The organism is Micromonospora sp. NPDC049240 (assembly GCF_040647835.1).
In the GTDB taxonomy this organism is placed as follows: Bacteria; Actinomycetota; Actinomycetes; order Mycobacteriales; family Micromonosporaceae; genus Micromonospora.
Genome location: NZ_JBEZCX010000017.1, coordinates 65348 through 89026 on the forward strand (window position 1 = coordinate 65348; position 23679 = coordinate 89026).

The 23679-nt window shown below is 76.7% G+C and carries 6 protein-coding genes; all 6 read left to right on the forward strand.

Annotated elements, in window-relative coordinates; genetic code table 11:
• The first annotated feature begins 49 nt into the window (after positions 1–49).
• From AB0B02_RS24565 to AB0B02_RS24590, 6 genes are read left to right on the forward strand one after another with little or no spacing between them, the layout of a single operon-like run.
• A complete protein-coding gene (locus AB0B02_RS24565; RefSeq protein ID WP_357303885.1) occupies positions 50–11986 on the forward strand; it encodes an amino acid adenylation domain-containing protein in 11937 nt (3978 codons plus the stop codon).
• Positions 11983–15195 (forward strand): amino acid adenylation domain-containing protein, encoded by a 3213-nt coding sequence (locus AB0B02_RS24570; protein WP_357303888.1) that lies wholly within the window; start codon positions 11983–11985, stop codon positions 15193–15195. Before AB0B02_RS24565 ends, AB0B02_RS24570 begins: the two co-directional genes overlap by 4 nt.
• Positions 15192–16235, forward strand: a complete 1044-nt coding sequence (locus tag AB0B02_RS24575; protein WP_281934813.1) for a TauD/TfdA family dioxygenase — start codon at positions 15192–15194, stop codon at positions 16233–16235. Before AB0B02_RS24570 ends, AB0B02_RS24575 begins: the two co-directional genes overlap by 4 nt.
• Positions 16232–17248: a TauD/TfdA family dioxygenase gene (locus AB0B02_RS24580; protein ID WP_357303892.1), complete on the forward strand. Its 1017-nt coding sequence runs from the start codon at positions 16232–16234 to the stop codon at positions 17246–17248. The genes AB0B02_RS24575 and AB0B02_RS24580 overlap by 4 nt, the downstream gene beginning before the upstream one ends.
• Complete coding sequence (locus tag AB0B02_RS24585) at positions 17245–22506, forward strand: amino acid adenylation domain-containing protein (protein WP_357303895.1); 5262 nt, start codon at positions 17245–17247, stop codon at positions 22504–22506. Before AB0B02_RS24580 ends, AB0B02_RS24585 begins: the two co-directional genes overlap by 4 nt.
• Positions 22503–23675, forward strand: coding sequence for an aminotransferase class I/II-fold pyridoxal phosphate-dependent enzyme (locus AB0B02_RS24590; protein WP_357303899.1), 1173 nt, complete (start codon positions 22503–22505; stop codon positions 23673–23675). The genes AB0B02_RS24585 and AB0B02_RS24590 overlap by 4 nt, the downstream gene beginning before the upstream one ends.
• The last annotated feature ends 4 nt before the right edge of the window (positions 23676–23679 follow it).

The following is a 23679-nucleotide window of genomic DNA, read 5'->3' on the forward strand; positions in this document are numbered from 1 at the left end:
CGCCCGGATGCGACCCACGCGACGGCCGGCAGCGACGAAGGCGGAGGCGATGACCGACGTCCTGCGGGCCCGGCCGGTGCCCGTCCCACCGGCGCGGCCCCACTCCGGCGGCCCCGCGCCGGCGACCGCCGCGCAGCGCCAGATGTGGCAGTTGGACCGCCTCGACCCGGGCTCGGCCGGCTATCTGGTGCCGCTGGCCTACCGGCTGCACGGCCCGCTCGACGTGGCGGCGCTCTCCGCGACGCTCGACGACCTGGTGGCCCGCCACGCCGCGCTGCGGACCACGCTCGCAGCCGAGCCGCCCCCCGCCGTCGACCGACCCGCGGCGGGTGCCGGAACGCCGGACCCGGGCGACGACGGCGCGCACACCCGGCTCGTCCAGGTGGTCCACGAGCCGCGCCCGGGACTGCTGCGGGTGCACGACCTCAGCGGACTGCCGAGCTGGCAGCGGGACCGGGAGGTGGACGCCCGGCTGCGCGCCGCCGCCCGGGAGCCGCTCGACCTGGCCCGCGGGCCGGTGCTCCGGGCCGACCTGGTGCGCTGCGCGCCGGAGGAGCACGTGCTCCTGCTGACGTTCCACCACGTCGCCGTCGACGAGTGGTCGCTGGGCCTGCTGCACGAGGAGTGGGAACGGCTCTACGCGGCACACCGGGCCGGACGACCGGCGGCCCTCGACCCGGTCGAGGGCGACTGCCGCGACCACGCCCGCCGGCAGCGGGAGTGGCTCGCCGGCCCGGAGGCGTCCGCCCAGCTCGACTACTGGCGGGAGCAGCTCGCGGGCGCGCCCGCCGCGCTGGACCTGCCCACCCGGGGTCCCCGCCCGGCGGCGCCGTCCGGCGTCGGCGGCACGCTGTCGGTGCCGCTGGACGTGCCCACCGAGGAACTGGCCGCGTACTGCCGGCGGGCGCGGGTGTCGCCGTACATGGTGCTGCTGGCGGTGCTGCACGTGCTGCTGGCCCGGTGGACCGGCGCGCGGGACGTCGTGGTCGGCACGCCGGTGTCCGGCCGGCGCGGCCCCGAGACGCGGCGGCTCGTCGGCCTGCTGCTGAACACCGTCGCGATCCGGGCCCGACTGGACGACGACCCGTCCTTCGCCACGCTGCTGGAGCGGGTACGCGCCGCCGTCCTCGACGCGCTGAGCCGGGAGGAACTGCCCTTCTCGACGGTGCTGGAGACGCTGCGCCCGGCCCGCCGGGCCGGCTTCAGCCCGCTGTTCCAGGTGATGTTCGTGTACGGCCGGGAGACCGCCCCGCCCCGCCTGGACGGCCTCCAGGTGAGCACCGTCGAGGTGCCGGTCGAGACCGCCAAGTTCGATCTCACGGTGGCCGTCCGGGAGGACGACAGGGGTCTGCGGACCGTGCTGGAGTACCGCACCGAGCTGTTCGACGCCGACCTGGTGACCCGCTTCGCCGGCCACTTCCGGACGCTGCTGGCGGGGCTGCTGACCGACCCGGACGCGCCGGTCGGCTCGGTCGCGATGCTGACCCCCGCGGAGCACCGGCGACTGGTCGGCGAGTGGAACCGGACCGCCACGCCGGCCGAGCCGGACGAGCTGGTGCACGCGTTGATCGAGGAGCAGTCCCGGCGTACCCCCGACGGGGTGGCGGTGACCGACGGCGACGCCACGCTGAGCTACCGGGAGCTGCACGCGCGGGCCGAGGCGTTGGCGGAGACGCTGCGCGCGCGGGGCGTCGGCGTCGGTGGCCTGGTCGGCGTGCTGCTGCCCCGCGCGGTCGGATTCACCGTGGCGGTGCTGGCGGTGCTCCGGGCCGGCGCGGCCTACGTGCCGATGGACCCGGCGAACCCGCCGGCCCGGCTGCGGCACCTGATGGACGACACCGCCGCGTCGGTGGTGCTCACCTGCGCCGAACTGGCGCACCTGGTGCCCGGCGACACGGCGCTGCTGGTGCCGGGGCCGGACGCGCCGATGCCCGGGGCCGGCGCGACGCGCGTCGGCGGTGGACCCCGGCGTCGGCCGCGTCGCCGGCCCGCGCCGACCGGGGACGACCTGGCGTACGTCATCCACACGTCCGGCTCGACCGGCCGGCCGAAGGGCGTGATGGTCACCCACCGGGGGGTGGCCAACTACGTGCGCTGGGCGGCCCAGGCGTACCGGCTGCGCGCCGGTGACGTGGTCCCGCTGCACTCCTCGGTCGGGTTCGACCTGACCGTGACCAGCCTGCTGGTGCCGCTGGCCGCCGGCGCCACGGTCCGGATGATCGGCGAGCACCTCGGCCCGGCGGCGCTGGGCGAGGCGCTGCGCGACACCACCACGCCGTTCGGCCTGGTCAAGATCACACCCGCCCAGCTCGAACTGGTCACCCACCAGCTCCGCCCGGACGAGCTGGCCGGTCGCACCCGGTGCTTCGTCATCGGCGGCGAGAACCTGCGCGCCGACCAGGTCGCGCCGTGGCGGACCCACGCGCCAGGGACCGCGCTGGTCAACGAGTACGGGCCGACCGAGACCGTGGTCGGCTGCGCCGCGTACGAGGTGGAGCCGGACACGCCGGCCGACGGCTCGGTGCCGATCGGCCGGCCGATCGCGAACACCGCGCTGCACGTGCTCGACGACTGGGGCAACCCGGTGCCGGTGGGCGTGGTCGGCGAGCTGTACGTCGGCGGGGCCGGGGTGGCCCGGGGCTACCTGGGCCAGCCCGACCGCACCACCGAGCGGTTCCTGCCCGACCCGTTCTCCGGGGTGCCCGGCGCGCGCCTCTACCGCACCGGCGACCTGGCCCGTCGCCGTCCGGACGGCGTCCTGGAGTACCTGGGCCGCACCGACCGGCAGGTCAAGGTGCGCGGCTACCGGGTGGAGTGCGGCGAGATCGAGGCGGCGGTCCGACGGCACCGGCCGGGCGTCGACGTGACCGTCCACCTGCGCCGGGACGACCCGACCGACCCGCGGCTGGTCGCGTACCTGGCCGGCGACCCGGGAGACCCGGCGGAGCTGCGCGCCGCGCTCGTCGCCGAGCTGCCGTCCTGGCTGGTGCCGGCCGCGTTCGTGCGGCTGGACGCGCTGCCGCTGACCGGCAACGGCAAGGTGGACGCCGACGCGCTGCCCGCGCCGGCCGACGCCCCGGCCACCCGTCGCCCCGTCGGACCGGCCACGCCGGCCGGTCCCGCCGCCCCGGGCAGCGCCGCCCCGGCCGGCCACCGGATCGGCACGAGCACCGCGACGGCGGGGACGCCCGACCGGTGGGACGCCGACCGGGTACGCCTGGAACGCCTGGTCGGCGACGTGTGGCGCGAGGTGCTGGGCGTCGAGCAGGTCGGCACCCGGGACAGCTTCTTCGACCTGGGCGGCCACTCGATGCGGCTGCTGGCCGTGCTGGACCGGCTGCGTGCCCGGCTCGGTGACGTGCTGACCGCCACCGACCTGTTCCGCCATCCCACCGTGGAGTCGCTGGCCGCGTACCTGGTCACGGTCACCACGACCGGCGTGGCGCCGCAGGCCCCGCCGGTGCACGCGGCGACCGAGTCCGCCGGCCCGGCGGACGGGCCGATCGCGGTGGTGGGCATGGCCGGCCGGTTCCCGGGCGCCCGGACCGTCGACGAGTTCTGGGCGAACATCCGCGACGGCGTGGAGTCGGTCGAGGAGTTCACCGTGGAGCAGATGCTCGCCGACGGCGCGGACCCGGCCCGCATCGACGACCCGGCGTACGTCCGGACCGGCACCTTCCTGCCCGGCGTCGACGAGTTCGACGCGGCGTTCTTCGGCTTCACGCCGCGTGAGGCGGAGACGCTGGACCCGCAGCACCGGCTGCTGCTGGAGTGCGCCTGGCACGCGTTGGAGCACGCCGGCCACGACCCGTCCCGCCACCCCGGCCGGGTCGGCCTGTTCGCCGGCTCCGGTCGCAGCTCCTACCTGCTGGACCACCTCAGCGGCCATCCGGAGCTGACCGGCGGGCTCAGCGAGCACCAGCTCTCGCTCGGCAACGACAAGGACTTCCTGCTCAGCCGCGTCGCATACCAGCTCGACCTGACCGGGCCGGCGGTCACCGTGGCCACCGCCTGTTCCACGTCGCTGGTGGCCGTGCACCTGGGCCGGCAGAGCCTGCTGGCCGGCGAGTCCGACGTGGTGCTGGCCGGCGGCGTGAGTGTCTTCCCGGCCCAGCGGCGCGGCTACCGCTTCCACGACGGCGGCATCTACTCCCCCGACGGGCACTGCCGCCCGTTCAGCGCCGACGCACGCGGCAGCATCGAGTCCAGCGGCGTGGGCGTCGTCGTGCTGAAGCGGCTGGCCGACGCCGTCGCCGCCGGCGACACGGTCTACGCGGTGATCCGCGGCTCGGCGATCAACAACGACGGGGCCCGCCGCACCGGCTACACCGCGCCCGGCGTCGCCGGACAGGTCGAGGTGATCAGTCGTGCGCTGGCCACGGCCGGCGTGCACCCACGCTCGGTGGGCTACGTGGAGGCGCACGGCACCGGCACCAGCCTGGGCGACCCGATCGAGGTGGCCGCGCTGACCGAGGCGTTCCGGCGCGGCACCGACGAGCGCGGCTTCTGCGCGCTCGGCTCGGTCAAGGCCAACATCGGGCACACCGACGCGGCGGCCGGGGTGGCCGGTCTGATCAAGACCGTGATGGCCCTGTGGACGCGGACGCTGCCGCCGGCCGTGAACCTGGACCGGCCGCACCCGGCGATCGACGTCGGGACCGGCCCGTTCCGCTTCGAGCCCGCCGCGCGGCCATGGGTCGCCGACGGGCCACGCCGGGCCGGCGTCAGCTCGTTCGGCATGGGCGGCACGAACGCGCACGTGGTGCTGGAGGAGCCGCCGGCGCCGTCCGGCCCGGTCGCCCCGCCCGCGCCGGGGCCGCGCCTGCTGATGCTGTCCGCGCGTACCCCGGCGGCGCTGGAGACCGCCACCCGGCAGCTCCGCGACCACCTCGACGCCCACCCCGGGGTGTTGCTCGCGGACGTCGCGTCGGCGCTGGGCCGCCGGGCGGCGCTGACCCACCGCCGGTACGTGGTCGCGGCGGACCGGGCCGACGCGGTGTCCGCCCTGGACACGCCGGCCCGCCGGTTCACCGGGACCCGTCCGGGCGGCCGGCGGACGCTGGTGTTCGCGTTCCCCGGGCACGGCGCCCAGCACGTGGCGATGGGCGCGGGGCTCTACCGGGCCGAGCCGACCTACCGGGCCGAGGTGGACGCGTGCGCCGCGCTGCTCGGCGACGACCTCGGCCGCCACCTGCGCGCCGTGCTCGACCCGCCACCCGGCGGGCACCCCGCGGCGGAGGAGCTGCTGGCCCGCCCGGAGCTGGTGCAGCCCGCGCTGTTCGTCACGGAGTACGCGCTGGCCCGCACGCTGCTGGCCCGGGGCGTCACCCCGGACCTGATGGTCGGCCACAGCCTCGGCGAGTACGTGGCCGCCTGCCTGGCCGGCGTCCTTCCGCTCGCCGACGCACTGCGCCTGGTGCGGGTGCGCGGCGAGCTGGTGGCGCGCACGCCGGCCGGGGCGATGCTCGCGGTGGGCCTGCCCGAGGCGACGGTGACCGGGCTGCTCGACGAGGGGCTGTCGCTGGCCGCGGTGAACGCCCCGGAGCTGTGCGTGGTCTCCGGCGACCCGGCGGCGGTCGGGCGGCTGCGCGAGCGGCTGACCGCGGACGGCGTGGACTGCCGCCCGCTGCGGGTGACCCGGGGCTACCACTCGGCGCTGCTCGACCCGGTGCGGGACGAGTTCGCCGCGCACGCCGCCCGGGTCGGGTACGCCGAACCGCAGCGGCCCTACCTCAGCAACCTGACCGGCGGCCCGGTCACTCCCGGGCTGGTCACCGATGCGGCGTACTGGGTGCGGCACCTGCGCGAGCCGGTCCGGTTCGCCGAGTCGGCCGCGTTCCTCGCCGAGCAGGACGCGGTGGTGGTCGAGGTGGGCCCCGGGCACGCGCTCGGTGGCCTGGCCCGGCTGGCCGGACTACCGCCGGCCCGGACGGTCGCGGCGATGCGGCATCCCCGCGCCGAGTCCGACGACGTGTCGACGCTGCTCGACGCGGTGGGGCGGCTCTGGCTGGCCGGCGTGCCGGTCGACACGGACCGTTTCCACCGCGACGGCGACCGGCGGGTGCCGCTGCCCGGCTACCCGTTCGAGCGGCACCGCTACTGGATCGCCCCGGCGTCCCGCGCCCCCCGCACCCCCGGGGCCGATTTCTCGGAAAGCGTGGCCATCCCGGGCGACATGGCCACGCTTCCCGTGCAACAGCGCGCGGAGGAGACGGGCAACCGGCCGGCGCTGAGCAGCGCGTTCGTGGCGCCGGATGGGGCGGTGCAGGAAGCGGTGGCGGCGGTCTGGAGCGACCTGCTCGGCATCGCGCCGATCGGCGCGCTCGACGACTTCTTCGAGCTGGGCGGGCACTCGCTGCTCGCCACCCAGGTGGTGGTGCGGCTGCGCGCCCGCCTCGGCGTGGCGGTGCCGCTGGAGACTGTCTTCGCCCGACCGACGGTGGCGGCGCTCGCCGCGGCGCTGCCGGCCACCGTGGACGTCGCGCCGGCGACCCTGCCCGAGGCGGCCCCGGTGGCCGTGCCCGCTCCGACCGCCTCGGCCGGGGAGCGGATTCCCCGGGCCGAGCCGGACGCCGGCCCGGCGCCGCTCTCCTCCGGCCAGCACCGGCTGTGGTTCCTGGACCAGGCGTACGCGCAGAGCGCCTACACGGTCGGCACCACGCTGCTGCTCGACGGCCGGCTCGACCTGGACGCGCTGCGGACCGCGCTGGCCGGGCTGGTGCGCCGGCACGAGGCGCTGCGGACCGTGTTCCCGCTCGGGCCGGACGGCGACCCGGTGCAGCGGGTGCTTCCGGCCGGGCCGGTGGACCTGCCGGTGCTGACCGCGCCGACCGACCCGGACCAGGCCGCGCCGGTCAGCATCGTCGAGCCGGCGGTGGCCGCGGCGGTGCCCGGCTGGGTGCACGCCGCCCTCGCCGCCGACGTGCGACGCCCGTTCGACCTGGCCGCCGGGCCGCTGTTCCGGGCCGTGCTGCTGCGCGTCACCGCCGACCGGCACGTGCTGTCGCTGACCATGCACCACGCCGTCTCCGACGGCTGGTCGCTCGGTGTGGTGGCCGGCGAGGTGGCCACCCGCTACGCCGCCGCCCGCGCCGGAGGCGGCGACCCGCTGCCCGAACTGGCCGTCCAGTACGGCGACTACGCGCGCTGGCAGCGTGGCCGGCTGGCCGATCCGGACCACCCCGACCTGCGGTACTGGCGGCGGCAGCTCGCCGGGGTGCCCGCCGCCCTGGAGCTGCCCACCGACCGGCCGCGCCCGCCGGTGCAGACGTTCGACGGCGCGGTCCGCACGCTGGTCCTGGCCCCGCCGACCGCCGACGAGCTGCGCCGGTTCAGCCAGCGGCACGGCGTCACGCTGGCGATGACGTTGCTGGCCGCGTGGCAGACGCTGCTGTGGCGTTGGACCGGCCAGCGCGACGTCTGCGTCGGCACGCCGGTGGCCGGCCGGGTCCGGGCCGAGCTGGAGCCGATGGTCGGCTTCTTCGTCAACATGCTGCCGATGCGGACCGTGCTGGACGCCGACTGGACGTTCGCCGAGCTGCTCGGGCGGGTCCGCGGCACCGCGCTGGGCGCGTACGACCACCAGGAGGTGCCGTTCGAACGGTTGGTGGACCTGGTCGACGCGCCCCGCGACCTGAGCCGCAACCCGCTGTTCCAGGTGATGTTCAACCTGCTCAACGTGCCCGAGCAGCGGGACGTGACGGCGGCCGGGGTGCGGATGACGCCGTTCGCGGTCGAGCCGGGCATCGCCCAGCAGGACCTGGCGCTGTACGCGTACGAGGTGACCGAGGGGCTGCGCCTCCGGTTGGAGTACAACACCGCGCTGTTCGACCCGGCGACCGCCGACCGGATGGTCGGGCACCTGGCGACGCTGCTCGCCGCCGCGGTCGCCGACCCGGGCACCCGGTTGGCGGCGCTGCCGCTGCTCACCGCCGCCGAGCGCGACCGGTTCGCCGAGTGGAACGACACCGCGGCGCCGGCCGGCTGGGACACCCCGCCCGACCGGGTCCCGACGCTCGTCGACCTGTTCGCGCGTCAGGTGGCGACCGGCCCCGACCGGCCGGCCGTGACGTTCGGCGGGACCACGCTCGACTACGCCACGCTCGACGCCCGCGCCAACCGGCTCGCGCACCGGCTGCGCCGGGCCGGGGTCGGGCCGGACGTGCCGGTCGCGGTCTGCCTGCCCCGCTCGGTCGAGCTGCCGGTCGCGTTGCTCGGCGTGCTCAAGGCCGGCGGCGCGTACGTGCCGGTGGATCCGGAGTACCCGGTGGAGCGGCAGCGGTACGTGGTGACGCACAGCGGCGCCACGGTGCTGGTCACCGAGCCGGCCCTGGCCGACCGGCTCGACTTCGCCGGCACGGTGGTGACCGGCGTGGGCCCGGCCGGGGAGCCGGACACCGCCGTCGCGTCGTCGGCCGGGCCGGACCACCTGGCGTACCTGATCTACACGTCCGGCTCGACCGGCCGGCCCAAGGGCGTCCGGGTGAGCCACCGCGCGGTGGTCAACACGCTGGCCACGATGCGCGAGCGGCCCGGCCTGACCCGCGACGGCACCATGCTGGCGATGGCGAGCTTCGCGTTCGACATGTCCGTGCCGGAGCTGTTCCTGCCGCTGGTGGTCGGCGCGCGGATGCTGCTGGTGGACCGCGACGTCGCGTACGACGCGTCCCGGTTGGCGGCGCTGCTCGCCGCCGAGCGCGTCACGCTGGCCCAGGGCACGCCGACGACCTGGCGGCTGCTGATCGAGTCGGGCTGGACCGGCACGCCGGGGCTGACCGCGGTCTGCGGCGGCGAGGCGGTGCCCGCGCCGCTGGCCCGGCAACTGGCCGAGCGGGTGGACGCGCTGTGGAACCTGTACGGCCCGACCGAGGCCGCGGTCTGGGCCACCATGGACCGGATCGCCCCGGACGGGTCCCGGCCCACCATCGGCCGCCCGATCGCCAACATGCGGGTCCACGTGCTCGACGCCGGACTGGATCCGGTCCCGGTCGGCGTGCCGGGTGAGATCTTCCTGGGCGGGCCGGGGCTGGCCCGGGACTACCACGCCGATCCGGCGCTGACCGCCGCGCGGTTCGTGCCGGACCCGGCCGGCGGCGGGCGGTTGTACCGCACCGGGGACCTGGGCCGCCGGTTGGCCGACGGCCGGATCGAGTTCCTCGGCCGGGGCGACTCGCAGGTGAAGGTGCGCGGTTTCCGGATCGAGCTGGGCGAGATCGAGGCGGTGCTGCGCCGGCACGACGCGGTCCGCGACGCCGCCGTGGTGGTCCGCGAGGACGCCGGCGAGAAGGCGGTGGTGGCGTACCTGACGCTCACCGACGGGCCGGAGCCGGACGCCGGGCGGGACGTGACCGCCGACTTCGCCGCCGACCCGGCGCCGTGGCGGGCGTACGCGCGCACCTGGCTGCCGGACTACATGGTGCCGTCGGCGTTCGTGCCGCTGAACCGGATGCCGCTCAACGCCAACGGCAAGGTCGACCGGGCGGCGCTGCCCGCGCCCCGCCGTGACCGCGCCGCGGCCGGCGCCGGTGAGCCGGACACGCCGCTGCGGGCGGCGCTGGCGCGGCGCTGGGCCGAGGTGCTCGGCTACGACCGGGTCGGCATCGACGACGACTTCTTCGACCTGGGCGGCGACTCGTTCCGGGCGATCAAGGCGCTGGCCGGCAGCGACCCGGCGATCAGCGTGCTCGACCTGTTCCGGCACCCGACCATCCGGGCGCTGACCGAGCACCTGACCGCCACCGGCGGTTCGGCCGGGAAGCTGTTGCACGAGCTGACCCCGGCCCGGCCGGGCACCCCGACCACGCTGACGCTGCTCTGCGTGCCGTTCGGCGGCGGCTCCGCGATCACGTTCCAGCCGCTGGCGGACGCCCTGCCGGCCGGCGTGTCGCTGTACGCGCTGGAACGCCCCGGCCACGACCTGAACCGCCCGGACGAGCCGATGCTCGACCTGGACGAGCTGGTGGACCGCTGCGTGGCCGAGGTGGCCGAGCAGATCACCGGCCCGGTGGCGGTGTACGGGCACTGCGTCGGTGGCGCCGAGGCGGTGGAGCTGGCCCGCCGGCTGGAGGCGGCCGGCGTCGACGTGACCGGTGTGGCGATCGGCGCGCACTTCCCCGCGCCCCGGCTGCCCGGCCGGGTGTTCGGCTGGCTGCGCCGGTGGTTCCCGGTGGAGCGCTGGGCGTCGAAGCGACGGACGCTGGAGTCGCTGCGCGCGATGGGCTTCTTCACCGAGGTCTTCGACTCCGCCGAGAAGGACTTCGTGATGCGGGTGGTGCTGGCCGACTCGGCGCGGGGCGAGGACTACTACACCGACGTCTACGCCAACGGGCTGCCCCGGAAGCTGTCCGCGCCGCTGGTCTGCGTGGTGGGCAGCGGCGACCGGGCCACGGAGCTGTACCAGGAGCGCTACCTGGAGTGGGAGTTCTTCGCCGACCGGGTGTCGCTGGCGGTGATCGACGGGGCCGGGCACTACTTCGCCAAGCACCAGCCGGCCGAGCTGGCCGCGGTCATCCTGGCGCACTGCGCCCCCACCGCCGCGCCGCCGACGGCCGAGCCGACGCCGACCGGGGCCACGGTCCCCGTACCCGGACCGCCGGCGGCGGACGTCGCGCCCCGGCGGCCGGCGCGGCGCGCGACGCCCAGCCTGGCGGTGTTCTACCTGGTCGCGATCGGCCAGCTCGTCTCGCTGATCGGCAGCGGGCTGACCGCGTTCGGCATGGGGCTCTGGGTCTACCAGCGCACCGGGTCGGTGTCGCTGTTCGCCACCGCGACCGTGCTGGCGCTGCTGCCGGCCGTGGTGCTCTCCCCGATCGCCGGCGCGCTCGCCGACCGGTGGGACCGCCGACGGATCATGGTGCTGGCGGACTGCCTGGCCGCCACCGGCACGGTGAGCCTGGCGCTGCTGCTCTGGCTCGGCCAGCTCCACCTCTGGCACATCCTCACCGCGATCACCGTCACCGCCGTGGCCACCGCGTTCCAGCAACCCGCCTACCAGGCGGCGGTCACCCAACTGGTGCCGAAACGCTACTACGGCCGGGCCAACGGCATCGTCTCGCTCGGCACCGCCACCAGCACCGTGCTGGCCCCGCTGGTCGGCGGCGCGCTGGTGCTCGCGGTCGGGCTGCGCGGCGTCGTGGTGATCGACCTGGTCACGTTCGCGGTGGCGGTGACCGTCACGCTGTCGGTCCGCTTCCCGGACACGCTGTTCGTGCGCCGGGAGGAGCCGTTCCGGCGCGAGGTGCTGGGCGGCTGGCGGTTCATCGTCCGCCGGCACGGGCTGGTCGCCCTGGTCGTGCTGGTGGCGTCGCTCAACTACTTCTTCGCCATGGTGGAGGTGCTGGTCACGCCGCTCACGCTCTCCTTCGGCGACCCGGCGGTGCTGGGCCGGGTGCTGGCCGCCAGCGGCGTCGGCATGGTGGTCGGGTCGGTGCTGATGGGCGTCTGGGGCGGCACCGCCCGGCGGACCACCGGCATCCTGGCCAGCGTCGTGCTGCTCGGCGTCTCGCTGCTCACCGTCGGGCTGCGGCCGGACCCGCTGTTCCCGGCGCTCGGCCTGTTCGGCATGGGCCTGGCCACCGCGCTGGTGAACACGCACTGGCTGGCCATCGTGCAGGCCAAGGTGGGCCTGGAGTTGCAGGGCCGGGTGCTGGCCATGGCGCAGATGCTGTCCTGGCTGATGGTGCCGGCCGGGTTCCTCAGCGCCGGGCCGCTCGCCGAGCACGTGCTCGCCCCGCTGGCCCGGCCGGGCGGTCCGCTCGCCGGGCTGGTCGGCACCGGGCCGGGCCGGGGCATGGCGCTGGCCGCGATCCTGGCCGGGCTCTGCGCGTTGGCGCTGGCCGTGGGCGGCATCGCGTACCGCCGGATCAGGCGGCTGGAGGACGAACTGCCGGACAACGACCCGGGCAGCGTGGTGCTCGCCGACAAGGACCGCATCCAGGAGGAGGCGGACCGCCGGCTCGCGGCGGCGGTCGGGGGTGGGGGCCGGTGAGCGCGCCCGCCCGCCCCGGACCGACCCGCCGCGCCGCCACCCGGCGTACCGGCGGAGGCGCGGGCACCGTGGACTGCCTGCACCGGATGATCGCCGCGCAGGCCGCCCGCACCCCGGACGCGGAGGCGGTCCGGCACGGCGACGCCACGCTCTCCTACCGGGATCTCGACCAGGCGGCGAACCGGCTGGCACGGGTGCTGAGCGCCGCCGGTGTGACAGGCGCCGACCGGGTCGGCGTCTGCCTTCCGCGTACGCCGGAACTGGTGGTCGCGCTGCTCGCCGTGCTCAAGGCCGGCGCCGCGTACGTGCCGCTGGACCCGGCGTACCCGGCGGCCCGGGTGGCGTTCATGACCGCCGACTCGGGGGCCCGGCTGGTGCTGACCCGCGCCGACCTGGCCGGCCGGTTCCCCGGCCCGACCGTGCTGACCGACCGCCTCGACCCGGCCGGGGACGGCACCGACCCGGCGACGCCGGTCACGCCGGCCGACCTGGCGTACGTCATCTACACGTCCGGCTCCACCGGGCGGCCCAAGGGGGTGGCGATCGAGCACCGCTCCGCGTCGGTGCTGCTGCACTGGGTCCGGCAGACGTTCGACGACACCGAGCTGGGCGGCATGCTCGCCGCCACCTCGGTCTGCTTCGACCTGTCCGTGTTCGAGATCTTCGGGCCGTTGGCCTGGGGCGGGCGGGTGCTGCTGGTGGACGACGTGCTGGCGCTGGCCGCGCCCGGCGCGGACCGCCTGCCGGTCACGCTTGTCAACACCGTGCCGGCGGCGATGGGCGAGCTGCTCACCGCCGGCGCGCTGCCGCCGGGCGTCCGCACGGTCTGCCTGGCCGGTGAGCCGCTCACCGCCGCGCTGGCCGCCCGGGTGTGGGCCCGCCCGCAGGTGCGCCGGCTGTGCAACCTGTACGGCCCGTCCGAGGACACCACGTACTCGACCTGGGCCGAGGTGCCGCGCGACGGCGGCGACCCGCCGATCGGCCGGCCGCTGCCGGGCACCCGGGCGTACGTGCTCGACCCGGACGGCCGACCGGCGCCGCCCGGTGAGGCCGGCGAGTTGTACCTGGCCGGTGCCGGGTTGGCCCGCGGCTACCTGGACCGGCCGGCGGAGACCGAGGCCCGGTTCCGGCCGGATCCGTTCCGCCCCGGCGAGCGGATGTACCGGACCGGCGACCGGGTGCGGCTGCGCCCGGACGGGCAACTGGCCTACCTGGGCCGGCTGGACGACCAGGTGAAGCTGCGCGGCTACCGGATCGAGCTGGGCGAGGTGGCCGCCCGGCTCGCCGCGCTGCCCGGCGTACGCGGGGCGACCGCCGCCGTCCGGCCCGGCCCGAGCGGTGACCCGATGCTGGTCGGCTACCTGACCGGCGAGCGGCGCGACGACGTGCGGGCCCGGCTGGCCGAGGTGCTGCCGGCGCCGCTGGTGCCGGCGGCCGTGGTCTGGCTGGACCGGCTGCCCACGCTGCCCAACGGCAAGGTGGACCGGTCCGCGCTGCCCGCGCCGACGTTCGGCCCCGCCGCCGACCCCGGTTCGCTCGGCCCGACCGGCGCGCTGGTCGCGACGGTCTGGCGGGAGCTGCTCGGCGTGCCGGTCACCGGCCCGGACGACGACTTCCTCGCGCTCGGCGGCGACTCGCTGCTGGCGGTCCGCTGCGCCACCCGGCTGACCGCCGCCACCGGCCGCCGGGTCCACCCCGGCGACCTGTTCGCCCATTCGACAGTCGCCGCGCTGGCCGCCCGGATCGACGTGCCCGCCGATCCGGACGGCACGCCGGTGGACCCCGGGTGGCGCGGCGGGAACGTCACCGGCCCGCCGACGACCACCGGGCCGGCCGGTGACGGGGACGCGCCCGGTGAGCCGGCGGGCGGGCCCGCGCCGCTGTCCGCGGCGCAGCGGCGGTTCTGGTTCCTGCACCGGCTCGACCCGGCCGACACGTCCTACCTGCTGGCGTTCGCGATCCGGTTCGCCGCGCCGCTGGATCCGGAACGGCTGGGGCGGGCGCTGCACCGGGTGGTCGACCGGCATCCCGCGCTGCGCACCGTCCTGCCCGCCGGACCGGACGGGCCGGTGCAGGTGGTCCGCCCCGACGCCCGGCCGGAACTCGTGGTCGCGCCGGCCGACCCGGGCGTCCCGCTCGACGCCCGGCTGGCCCGGCTCGCCGCCGAGGGCACGCGTACCCCGATGGACCTGGCCACCGGGCCGCTGCTGCGCGCGTGCCTGCTGCCCGACGGCGACGGTCGCGCGGAGGCGCTGCTGCTGGTCGTGCACCACGCGGTCGCCGACGACTGGTCGTTCGGGGTGCTGGTCCGGGACCTGGCGGTGGCCTACGACGACCCGGACGCGCCGCCCGGCGAGCCGGCACCCGGCCCGGCCGTCCTCGCCGCCGCGCAGCGCGCCTGGCTGGCCGGGCCGGCCGGCCGCCGCGCGACCGACGAGCTGCTGCGCGACCTGCGCGGCGCCCCCCACCTGCTGGAGCTGGAAAGGAAGGGCCCCCGGTTAACGCCTGCGGTAGAGCAGGGGCCCCTTCTCAACACCGGCGGGGCCGCGCTGCGGACCACCGTGGACCCGGCGACCGCCACGGCGGTACGGGACCTGGCCCGCGCGCACCGGGCCAGCCTGCACATGGTCGGGCTGGCCGGGTTCGCCGCGCTGCTCGGCGCCGCCACCGGCCGGGACGACCTGCTGGTCGGCGTGGCCTTCGCCGGCCGCACCAGCGTGGCCGCCGAACGCGGCGTCGGCTGCCATGTGAACACGCTGCCGCTGCGGCTGCGCCCGGCCCCGGACCGGACGTTCGCCGACCTGCTGGCCGAGGCCCGGCGGGTCACGCTGTTCGCCGCCGCCCGCCAGGACGTCCCGTTCGACCTGCTGGTGGAGCGGCTCAACCCGACCCGCCGGCCGGGCCGCAACCCACTCGTCCAGGTGGCGTTCGGGGTGCAGAACGCGCCGCCGGCCCGGCACCGCAGCGCCGTCGGCGGCGAGTTCACCGGCGTGGAGCTGACCCCCGACGCGGCCCGCCTCGACCTGACGCTCTGGCTGGACGACCGGCGGGACGCGCTGGACGCGCTCTGGACCTACCGCACCTACCTGTTCGACCACGACGGGGTGATGACGTGGCACCGCCGCCTCACCGCGCTGCTGCGTACCGCCGCCGCCGACCCCCGGCGCAGTCTGGCCGACTGCGCCGACACCGCTGGGAGTGAGAGATGACCGATCAGATCCGGGTCGCGCGGCCCGTCCCCCGCCGCGGCCGGGAACGGAACCTGGTGGACGTACGGCCGGACTGGCCGGACGGCCCGTTGCCGGCGCTGGTGCACGCCAACGTGCCCGACGTCGACCTGGCCGGCTGGCTGGCCGGGCACCGTGACGAGGTGGACGGGCTGGCCCGTCACGCCGGCGCGGTGTTGTTCCGCGGCTTCGCGGTGGCCGGCGCGGACGACTTCCGCACCGTGATGGCGGCGCTCTCCGACGACGTGCTGTCCTACGGCGAGCGGTCCTCGCCGCGCAGCCGGGTCACCGATGGCGTCTACACCTCCACCGAGCACCCCGCCGACCAGCCGATCGTGCTGCACAACGAGCAGTCGTACACGGTGACCTGGCCGCTGCGGATCGTGTTCCACTGCGAGGTGGCCCCGGCCGCCGGTGGGCGTACACCGTTGGCGGACAGTCGTCGGGTGCTGGCCCGGCTGCGTCCCGAGACGGTCGCGGAGTTCGAGGAGCGCGGCGTGCTCTACCGGCGCAACTACCTGCCCGGCATCAGCCTGTCCTGGCAGACCGCGTTCCAGACCGACTCCCGCGCCGAGGTCGAGGCGTACTGCGCGCGGGCGCTGATCGACGTGGAGTGGGTGGGCGACACGCAACTGCGGACCCGGCAGGTGCGCCCGGCGGTCCGCCGGCACCCGGTCACCGGGGAACGCACCTGGTTCAACCACGCGTTGTTCTTCCACGTCACGTCGCTGCCGGCGGAGGTGAGCGCCGGGCTGCGGGCCGCGCTGGCCGAGGAGGACCTGCCCTACCAGACCGCGTACGGGGACGGCACGCCCATCCCGGACGAGGTGCTGGCCGAGCTGCGCGCCGCGTACGCGGCGGAGACCCGCTCGTTCGACTGGCGGGCCGGCGACGTGCTGCTGGTGGAGAACATGCTGGCCGCGCACGCGCGGGAGCCGTTCACCCCGCCCCGGCGGATCCTCACCGCGATGGCCGACCCGGTCGCCGCGCCCGAACTGACCTCCACCGGTGGTGCCGCGTGAGCGCCCCGGGACCGCGGCGGCGCGGCAGTGGCGGCGTCACCGCGCCGGTGACCCGACGCACGCTCGGCCCGGACGGCTTCGTGCTGCTGGTCGAGGCCGCCGTGCCCGACCTCGACCTGGCCGGCTGGCTCGCCGGGCGGCGGGCCGAGCTGCTGGCCGACCTGGACCGGCACGCTGCGGTGTTCTTCCGCGGCTTCGACGTGCGCAGCGCCGACGACTTCGGCCGGGCCGCCCGGGAGGTCGACCCGGAGCTGCTCGGCTACCTGGAGCGGGCCGCGCCCCGGCACGAGGTGGCCGACCGGGTGTTCACCTCCACCGAGTTCAACGCGGCCCAGTGGATCCCGCTGCACCACGAGATGTCGTACTCGCACAACTGGCCGACGCACCTGTTCTTCCACTGCGCGCAGCCGGCCACCGGGGACGGCGGCGCGACCCCGCTGGCCGCCGAACGGGTGATCACCCCGCTGATCCCGGCCGAGGTGCGGGAGCGGTTCGACCGCGACGGCGTGCGCTACGTGCGCAACTACGGCCCGCACCTGGACCTGCCCTGGCAGGAGGCGTTCCAGACCACCGACCGGGCGGAGGTGGAGGCGTACTGCGCCGCGTCGGCGACGGAGTTCACCTGGCTGGGCGACGACGGCCTGCGGACCGTGGCGCGACGGCAGGCGACGGCCACCCATCCGCGGACCGGGGAGACGGTGTGGTTCAACCACGCCCACCTGTTCCACGTGTCGAACATGCCGCCCGAGGTGGCCGACGCGCTGCTGCGCGAGTACGGCCCGGACGGGCTGCCGCGCAACGCGTACCACGGCGACGGCGAGCCGATCCCCGACGAGGTGGTCACCGGCATCCGTGAGCTGTACCGGCAGCACGCCCTGTCCGTGCCGTGGCGGCGCGGCGACGTGCTGGTGGTGGACAACTTCCTGGCCACCCACGGCCGGGAACCCTTCACCGGCGACCGGCAGATCCTGGTCGCCATGTCCGACCTCTACGTCAACCGGAGTGTGTGGTGAACGGATACCGTCTGTCCCCGGTCCAGCGACTGGCCTGGTCCGGCAAGCAGGATCTGGTGCGGGCCCGGGTCCGGCTCGACCGGCCGCTCGACCGGGCCCGGTTGCAGGCCGCCGTCGACGAGGTGGTGGCCCGGCACGAGGCGCTGCGGCTGACGCTCGTGCACCACCCCGGGCTGCGGGTGCCGTTGCAGGACGTGGACGACGATCGGACGGTCCCGGTCGGCGCGCAGGGCGAGCTGTCGGTCACGCTCACCGACGACGCGTTGGAGTTGGCCGCCACCCCGCTGATCGCCGACCCGGCCAGCCTGCGCCTGCTCCTCACCGACCTGGCTCACGCGTACGCCGGCGAGCTGCCGCCGGCCGACCCGGAGGCGTTGCAGTTCCTCGACGTCACCGAGTGGCAGGTCGAGGAGCGTGACCAGGCGTCCCCGCCCGCGCCGGGCGCACCGGCCGCGCGGCTGGTCGAGCCACACGGCGACGATCCGGGCGCGACGGTCACCACCGCGTTGCCGGCCGCCGAGCTGGCCGCGACCGCCCGCGCCGCGCACGGCGACGTCGGGACGCTGCTGCTCGCCGCGTGGGCGCTCGCGGTGGCCCGCCGGGCCGAGGCGCCGGACGGGGCCGAGGAGACGGACCTGGTGCTGGCCCGCTGGCACGACGGCCGGCAGGCCGAGGGCACCGGCGGCGTGGTCGGCCCGCTGGGCGGCTACGGGCCGCTGCGGCTGGCATTGCCGCTGCCGGCCGACCCGGCCGAGCTGCTGGCCGCCGTACGCGCCGCCGAGATCACCGCCGACGAGACGTTCCACCTGGTCGACCCGGTCGACGAGAGCACCGGCGCGGTGGCCGGCTTCGCGGTCGAGCCGACCGTCGCGCCGGCCGGCGTCGCCGCGCTCGGCGCGACGGCGGTGGAGGTGCCGGTCCCGCCCCCGCCCGCCGGGCCGCGACTCACCGTGCTTCCCGGGGACGAGGAGGTCGTTCTGCGGGTGACCGGCGGGCAGTGGCTGCTCGACTCGCTGGTGGCCGTGCTGCGCAGCCTGCCGGCCGCGCTGGCCGGGGACGCCCCGCTGGCCGTGCTCGGCGCCGGGGAGGCCGGCTGGCTGGCCGGGGCCGGCGGCACGGCGGGAGCCGCGCCGACGCGTACCCTCGTCGACCTGCTCGACGCGGGCCTGGCCGGGATGGCCGCCGACGCCCCGGCGGTGGTGGCGGCCGACGGCGCGTACCCGGCCGGGGAACTGGACGCGCGGGCCGCGCGGGTGGCCGCGGCGCTGGCCGCCCGCGGCCTGGTCGGCCGGCCGGTGGGCGTGCTGGCCGTCCGGTCCCGGGAGACCGTGGTGACGTTCCTCGGCGTGCTGCGGGCCGGCGCGGTGTTCGTGCCGCTCGACCCGGACGCCCCGCCGCCACGCCTGGCCGCGCAGCTCGCGGCGGTCGGCGCGGAGTGCGTGGTCGGCGACCGGGGCCCGGCGACCGTGTCGGTGGCCGAGCTGGTCGCGGCCGGCGGCCCGCCGCCCGCGACCGCGCCGGCCCCGGCCGATCCGGCGTACGTCATCTTCACCTCCGGCTCCACCGGCACGCCCCGGCCCGTCCGGGTGTCGCACGCCGCCGCCGCGCACCTGACCGGCGCGCTGGAGTCCACCGTGTACGCGGACCGCGCGCCGGGCCTGCGGGTGGCGGTCAACGCGCCGCTGACGTTCGACGCCTCGGTGAAGCAGCTCGTGCAGCTCGCCCACGGCCGCGCCCTGTTCCTGGTGCCGGACGACGTGCGCCGCGACGGCGCCGCGCTCGCCGCCACGCTGGCCGGGCAGCGGGTGGACGTGCTCGATCTGACCCCTTCCCAGCTCCGCATCCTGCTCGCCGGCGCGGGCGACTCCCGGCTGCCCGGCCTGCTGCTGGTCGGTGGCGAGCCGGTGCCGGAGGACCTGTGGCACGCGGTGGCGACGCGGCCGGACGTCCACGCGGTCAACCTGTACGGCCCGACCGAGTGCACGGTGGACACCACGGCGGCGGAGATCCGCGCCGGGGACCCGCCGACGATCGGCCGGCCGCTGCCCGGCGTCGCGGTGCGGGTGCTGGACGAGCGGCTGCGTCCGGTGCCGCCGGGGGTGGCCGGGGAGCTGTGCGTCGCCGGTCCGCAGCTCGCCGACGGCTACCTGGGTGACGCGGCGGCGACCGCCCGCCGGTTCGTGGAGCTGCCGCTGCCCGCCGGCGGCGTCGAGCGGGTCTACCGCACCGGCGACCGGGTGCTCTTCGACGCCGAGCGGCGGCTGCGCTACCTGGGCCGGCTCGACGACCAGGTGAAGATCCACGGCTTCCGGGTGGAGCCGGGCGAGGTGGCCGCCGTGCTGCGCGGCCACCCGGAGGTGGCCGACGCCGCGGTGGTCGCCCGCGACGACGACGGGTACGGCGACCGGCTGGTCGCCTACGTCCGGTCGCGGGCCGGCGTCGCGCTCGACCTCGACCGGGTGGCCGGCGTCAACCCGCACGAGACCCGCTACCTGTACGACGAGATCTTCACGCAGCGGGTCTACCTGCGGGACGGGATCGTGCTGCGGCCCGGCGCGACGGTGCTCGACGTGGGCGCGAACATCGGCATGTTCTCGCTCTTCGTGCACCAGGTCTGCCCGGACGCGACGATCCACGCGTTCGAGCCGGTGCCGGCCGTGGCCGAGGTCCTGCGCCGCAACGTCGACGGGTTCGGCGTGCCGGCCACCGTGCACGCGTACGGGCTGTCGCGGGCGGCCGGCGAGGTCTCGTTCACCTACTACCCGGGCTACTCGATGATGTCCGGCCACGCCGCGTACGCCGACCCGGACGCCGAGATCGGGGTGATCAAGCGGTACCTGGCCAACGAGCGGGACGCCGGAGCGGGCGAGCGGGACCTGCTGCTCGACCGCGCGGACGAGCTGCTCGCCGAGCGCTTCGCCGGCCGGGAGCTGACCGTGCCGGTCCGGCCGCTGTCGGCGGTGCTGGACGAGCTGGCGCCGGCCCGGATCGACCTGTTGAAGATCGACGTGCAGCGCGCCGAGGCGGACGTGCTGGCCGGCCTGGACGACCGGCACTGGCCGCTTGTCGCGCAGGTCGCCATGGAGGTGCACGACGCGCCGGGCACGGCGACCGCCGGCCGGCTGGCCGGGCTGGTGGCGCTGCTGGAGGCGCGGGGCTTCACCGTGGTCACCCGCCAGGACGACCTGCTGACCGGCACCGACCGGCACACGCTGCACGCGGTCCGCCCCGGGTACGCCGCCGCGGGCCCGACGGTGGACGCGACGCCCGCCGCCGGGCCCGTCGCGCCGCCTCGGGAGTGGCTCGCGGAGCGGCTCCCGGCGCACCTGGTGCCGGCCGCGGTGGTGGTCCTCGACGAGCTGCCGTTGACCCGCAACGGCAAGCTGGACCGGGCCGCGCTGCCCGCGCCCCGGCTGGACCGGCCGGCCGGCGACCCGGCGGAGACGCCGGCCAACCGGGCCGAGGAGATCCTGGTCGAGGCGTGGCGCGAGGTGCTCGGGGTGGCGTCGTTCGGCGTCACGGACAGCTTCTTCGCGCTCGGCGGCGACTCCATCCGCAGCATCCAGATGCAGGTGGCGGCGCAGAAGCGCGGGCTGTCGTTCCAGCTCAACGACATCTTCACGCATCAGACGATCCGGGACCTGGTCACGCACGGCCGGATCACACTGGACGGCGTGGCGCCCGAGCCGGCCGCCCACGACGGCCGGTTCTCGCTGGTCACCGCCGCCGACCGGGACCGGCTGCCGGACGGGCTGGCCGACGCGTACCCGATGACCGCGCTCCAGCTCGGCATGGTCTACCACGGTGAGCTGACCGGCGACCCGGCCGTCTACCACAACGTCACCGCGCACCGGGTCGCCGGGCCGCTGGACGTGGCGGCGCTGCGCCGGGCGCTGGCCACGCTGGTGGACGCCCACCCGGTGTTGCGGACCGGCTTCGCGCTCGGCACGTACGCCGAGCCGTTGCAGCTCGTGCACGCGCGGGTGCCGGTGGAGCTGCCGGTGACGGACCTGACCGGGGTGGACGCGCCGGCCCGGCAGGCCCGGGTCGACGCGCTGGTCGCCGAGGAGCGCCGTCGCCCGTTCGACTGGGCCCGGCCGCCGTTGCTGCGGCTGCACGCGGTCCGCACCGACGCCGACGGGTTCACCCTGCTGGTCGCCGAGCACCACAGCGTCCTGGACGGCTGGAGCCTGCACCTGTTCCTGGCCGACCTGCTCGACGCGTACGACCGGGAGCGGGCCGGGGTGACCGCCGCCGCCGATCCGGGGCTGCCGTTCCGGGAGTACGTGGCCGCCGAGCGGGCGGCCCTGGCCGACGCGGCGACCCGACGGTTCTGGTTGGACGGCGCCGGCGCCGCGCCACCGCTGCTGCTCGGCGGCGCGCAGCCGCGGACCACCACCACCCAGCGGGTGCCGCTGCGGGCCGGCACCACCGAGCGGGTCGCCGAGGTCGCCCGGACGGCCGGGGTGCCGGTCAAGTCCTGGCTGTTCGCCGTGCACCTGCGCCTGATCGGCGAGCTGGCCGGGCGGGACGACGTGGTCAGCGGCCTGGTGGTCGGCGGCCGGCCGGAGGGCGAGGGCAGCGCCGCCACGCTCGGCCTGTTCCTCAACACGCTGCCGGTGCGCCTGGCGCTGGGCTCCCGGTCGGTGGCCGAGTTGGCCGCCGAGGCGTGGCGGGCCGAACGGGACCTGATGGGGCACCACCGCTTCCCGCTCGCCGAGATCGTCCGGGCCGGCGGCGCGGGGCCACGCTTCGACCACTTCTTCAACTGGACGCACTTCCCGTCGCGTCCGGTCGACGACGGCAGTCGCGTCGTGGACAGCCGGGGCGTCACCGTGGACGTGGCGTTCAGTCTCGCCCTCGACGCCGAGCTGGCCGACGGGCGACTCGGGCTGATGGTGCAGTACGACCACCGGCACGTCCCGGCCGACCGGGTGGACGCGCTGGCCGACGGCTTCCGCCGGCTGCTGGCCGCCGACCCGGACGCGCCGCTGCCCCCGGTGGCCGGGGGCACGCCGGCGCCCGGCGACGACGCCCGGCAGCAGTGGGCCGACCGGGTGTCGGTGGCCTGGCAGGAGGTGCTCGGCACCGCGCCGCGTGACCCGGCGACCGGCTTCCTGGCCGCCGGTGGTGACTCGCTGCGCGCGCTGCGGCTGGTCACCCTGCTCCGGCAGCGCCACGGCAGCGACCTGACGCTGCCGGAGTTCACCGCGCTGGGCAGCTACCGGGCGCTGGTGGACCGGGTGGCGCGCGGATGACCGGCTTCGGCACCGCCGCGGTGCACGGCGACGACGGCCTGGTTCCCGGCGGGGCGGTCGCGCCGCCGATCGTGCAGAGCGCCACGTTCAGCGCCGAGTCCGACGAGCGGTTCACCGAGATCGCCACCGAGGCGCGGGGCAGCGCGTTCTACACCCGCTACGGCAACCCGAACCACGCGCAGGTGGCCGCCGTGGTGGCCGAGCTGGAGGGCGCGGAGACCGGGCTGGTCACCGCGTCCGGCATGGGCGCGATCAGCACTGTCGCGCTGGCCCTGCTCGCCGCCGGCGACCACGTGGTGGTGCAACGCAGCACCTACGGCGGCACCACCTCGCTGGCCACCGGGCTGCTGCCCCGGTTCGGCGTCGGGTACACCCAGGTGGACCAGACCGACGCGGACGCGTTCACCCGGGCGCTGCGGCCGGAGACGCGGTTGGTGCTGGTGGAGACGCCGAGCAACCCGCTGCTGGAGCTGACCGACCTGGCCGCCGTGGTGACGTCCGCGCACGCGGCCGGCGCGCTGGTGGTGGTGGACAACACGTTCGCCACGCCGGTCAACCAGCGCCCGCTGGCCGCCGGCGCGGACCTGGTCTGGCACAGCGGCACGAAGTTCCTCGGCGGGCACTCCGACGTGTCCGCCGGGGTGGTGGTCGGCGGCACGGACCTGGTCGAGCGGGTGTGGCGGACGTCCATCGTCACCGGCGCCACGCTCGGCCCGGTCGACGCCTGGCTGCTGCTGCGCGGCCTGCGGACGCTGCCGCTGCGGGTGCAGCGGCACAACGCCAACGCGCTCGCGCTGGCCGAGGCGTTGGCGGGTCACCCGGCGGTGGCCCGGGTCCGCTACCCGGGGCTGCCCTCGCATCCGCAGCACGCGCTGGCCCGCCGGCAGATGACCGGCTTCGGCGGCGTGCTCGGCGTCGAGCTGGCCGCCGGGCGGGCCGGTGCGGCGGCGCTGCTGGCCGGGCTGCGGCTGGCCAAGCGGGCGGCCAGCCTCGGCAGCGTCAGCACGCTGGTGGTGCACCCGCGTTCGATGTGGGCCGGCATCGTGGACCCCGAGCAGCTCGCCGCCGCCGGGATCGCGGACGGTCTGGTCCGCGTCTCCACCGGCATCGAGGACACCGCAGACCTGGTGGCCGACTTCCTGGCGGCGCTCGACGGGGCACCGGCCTGACGAC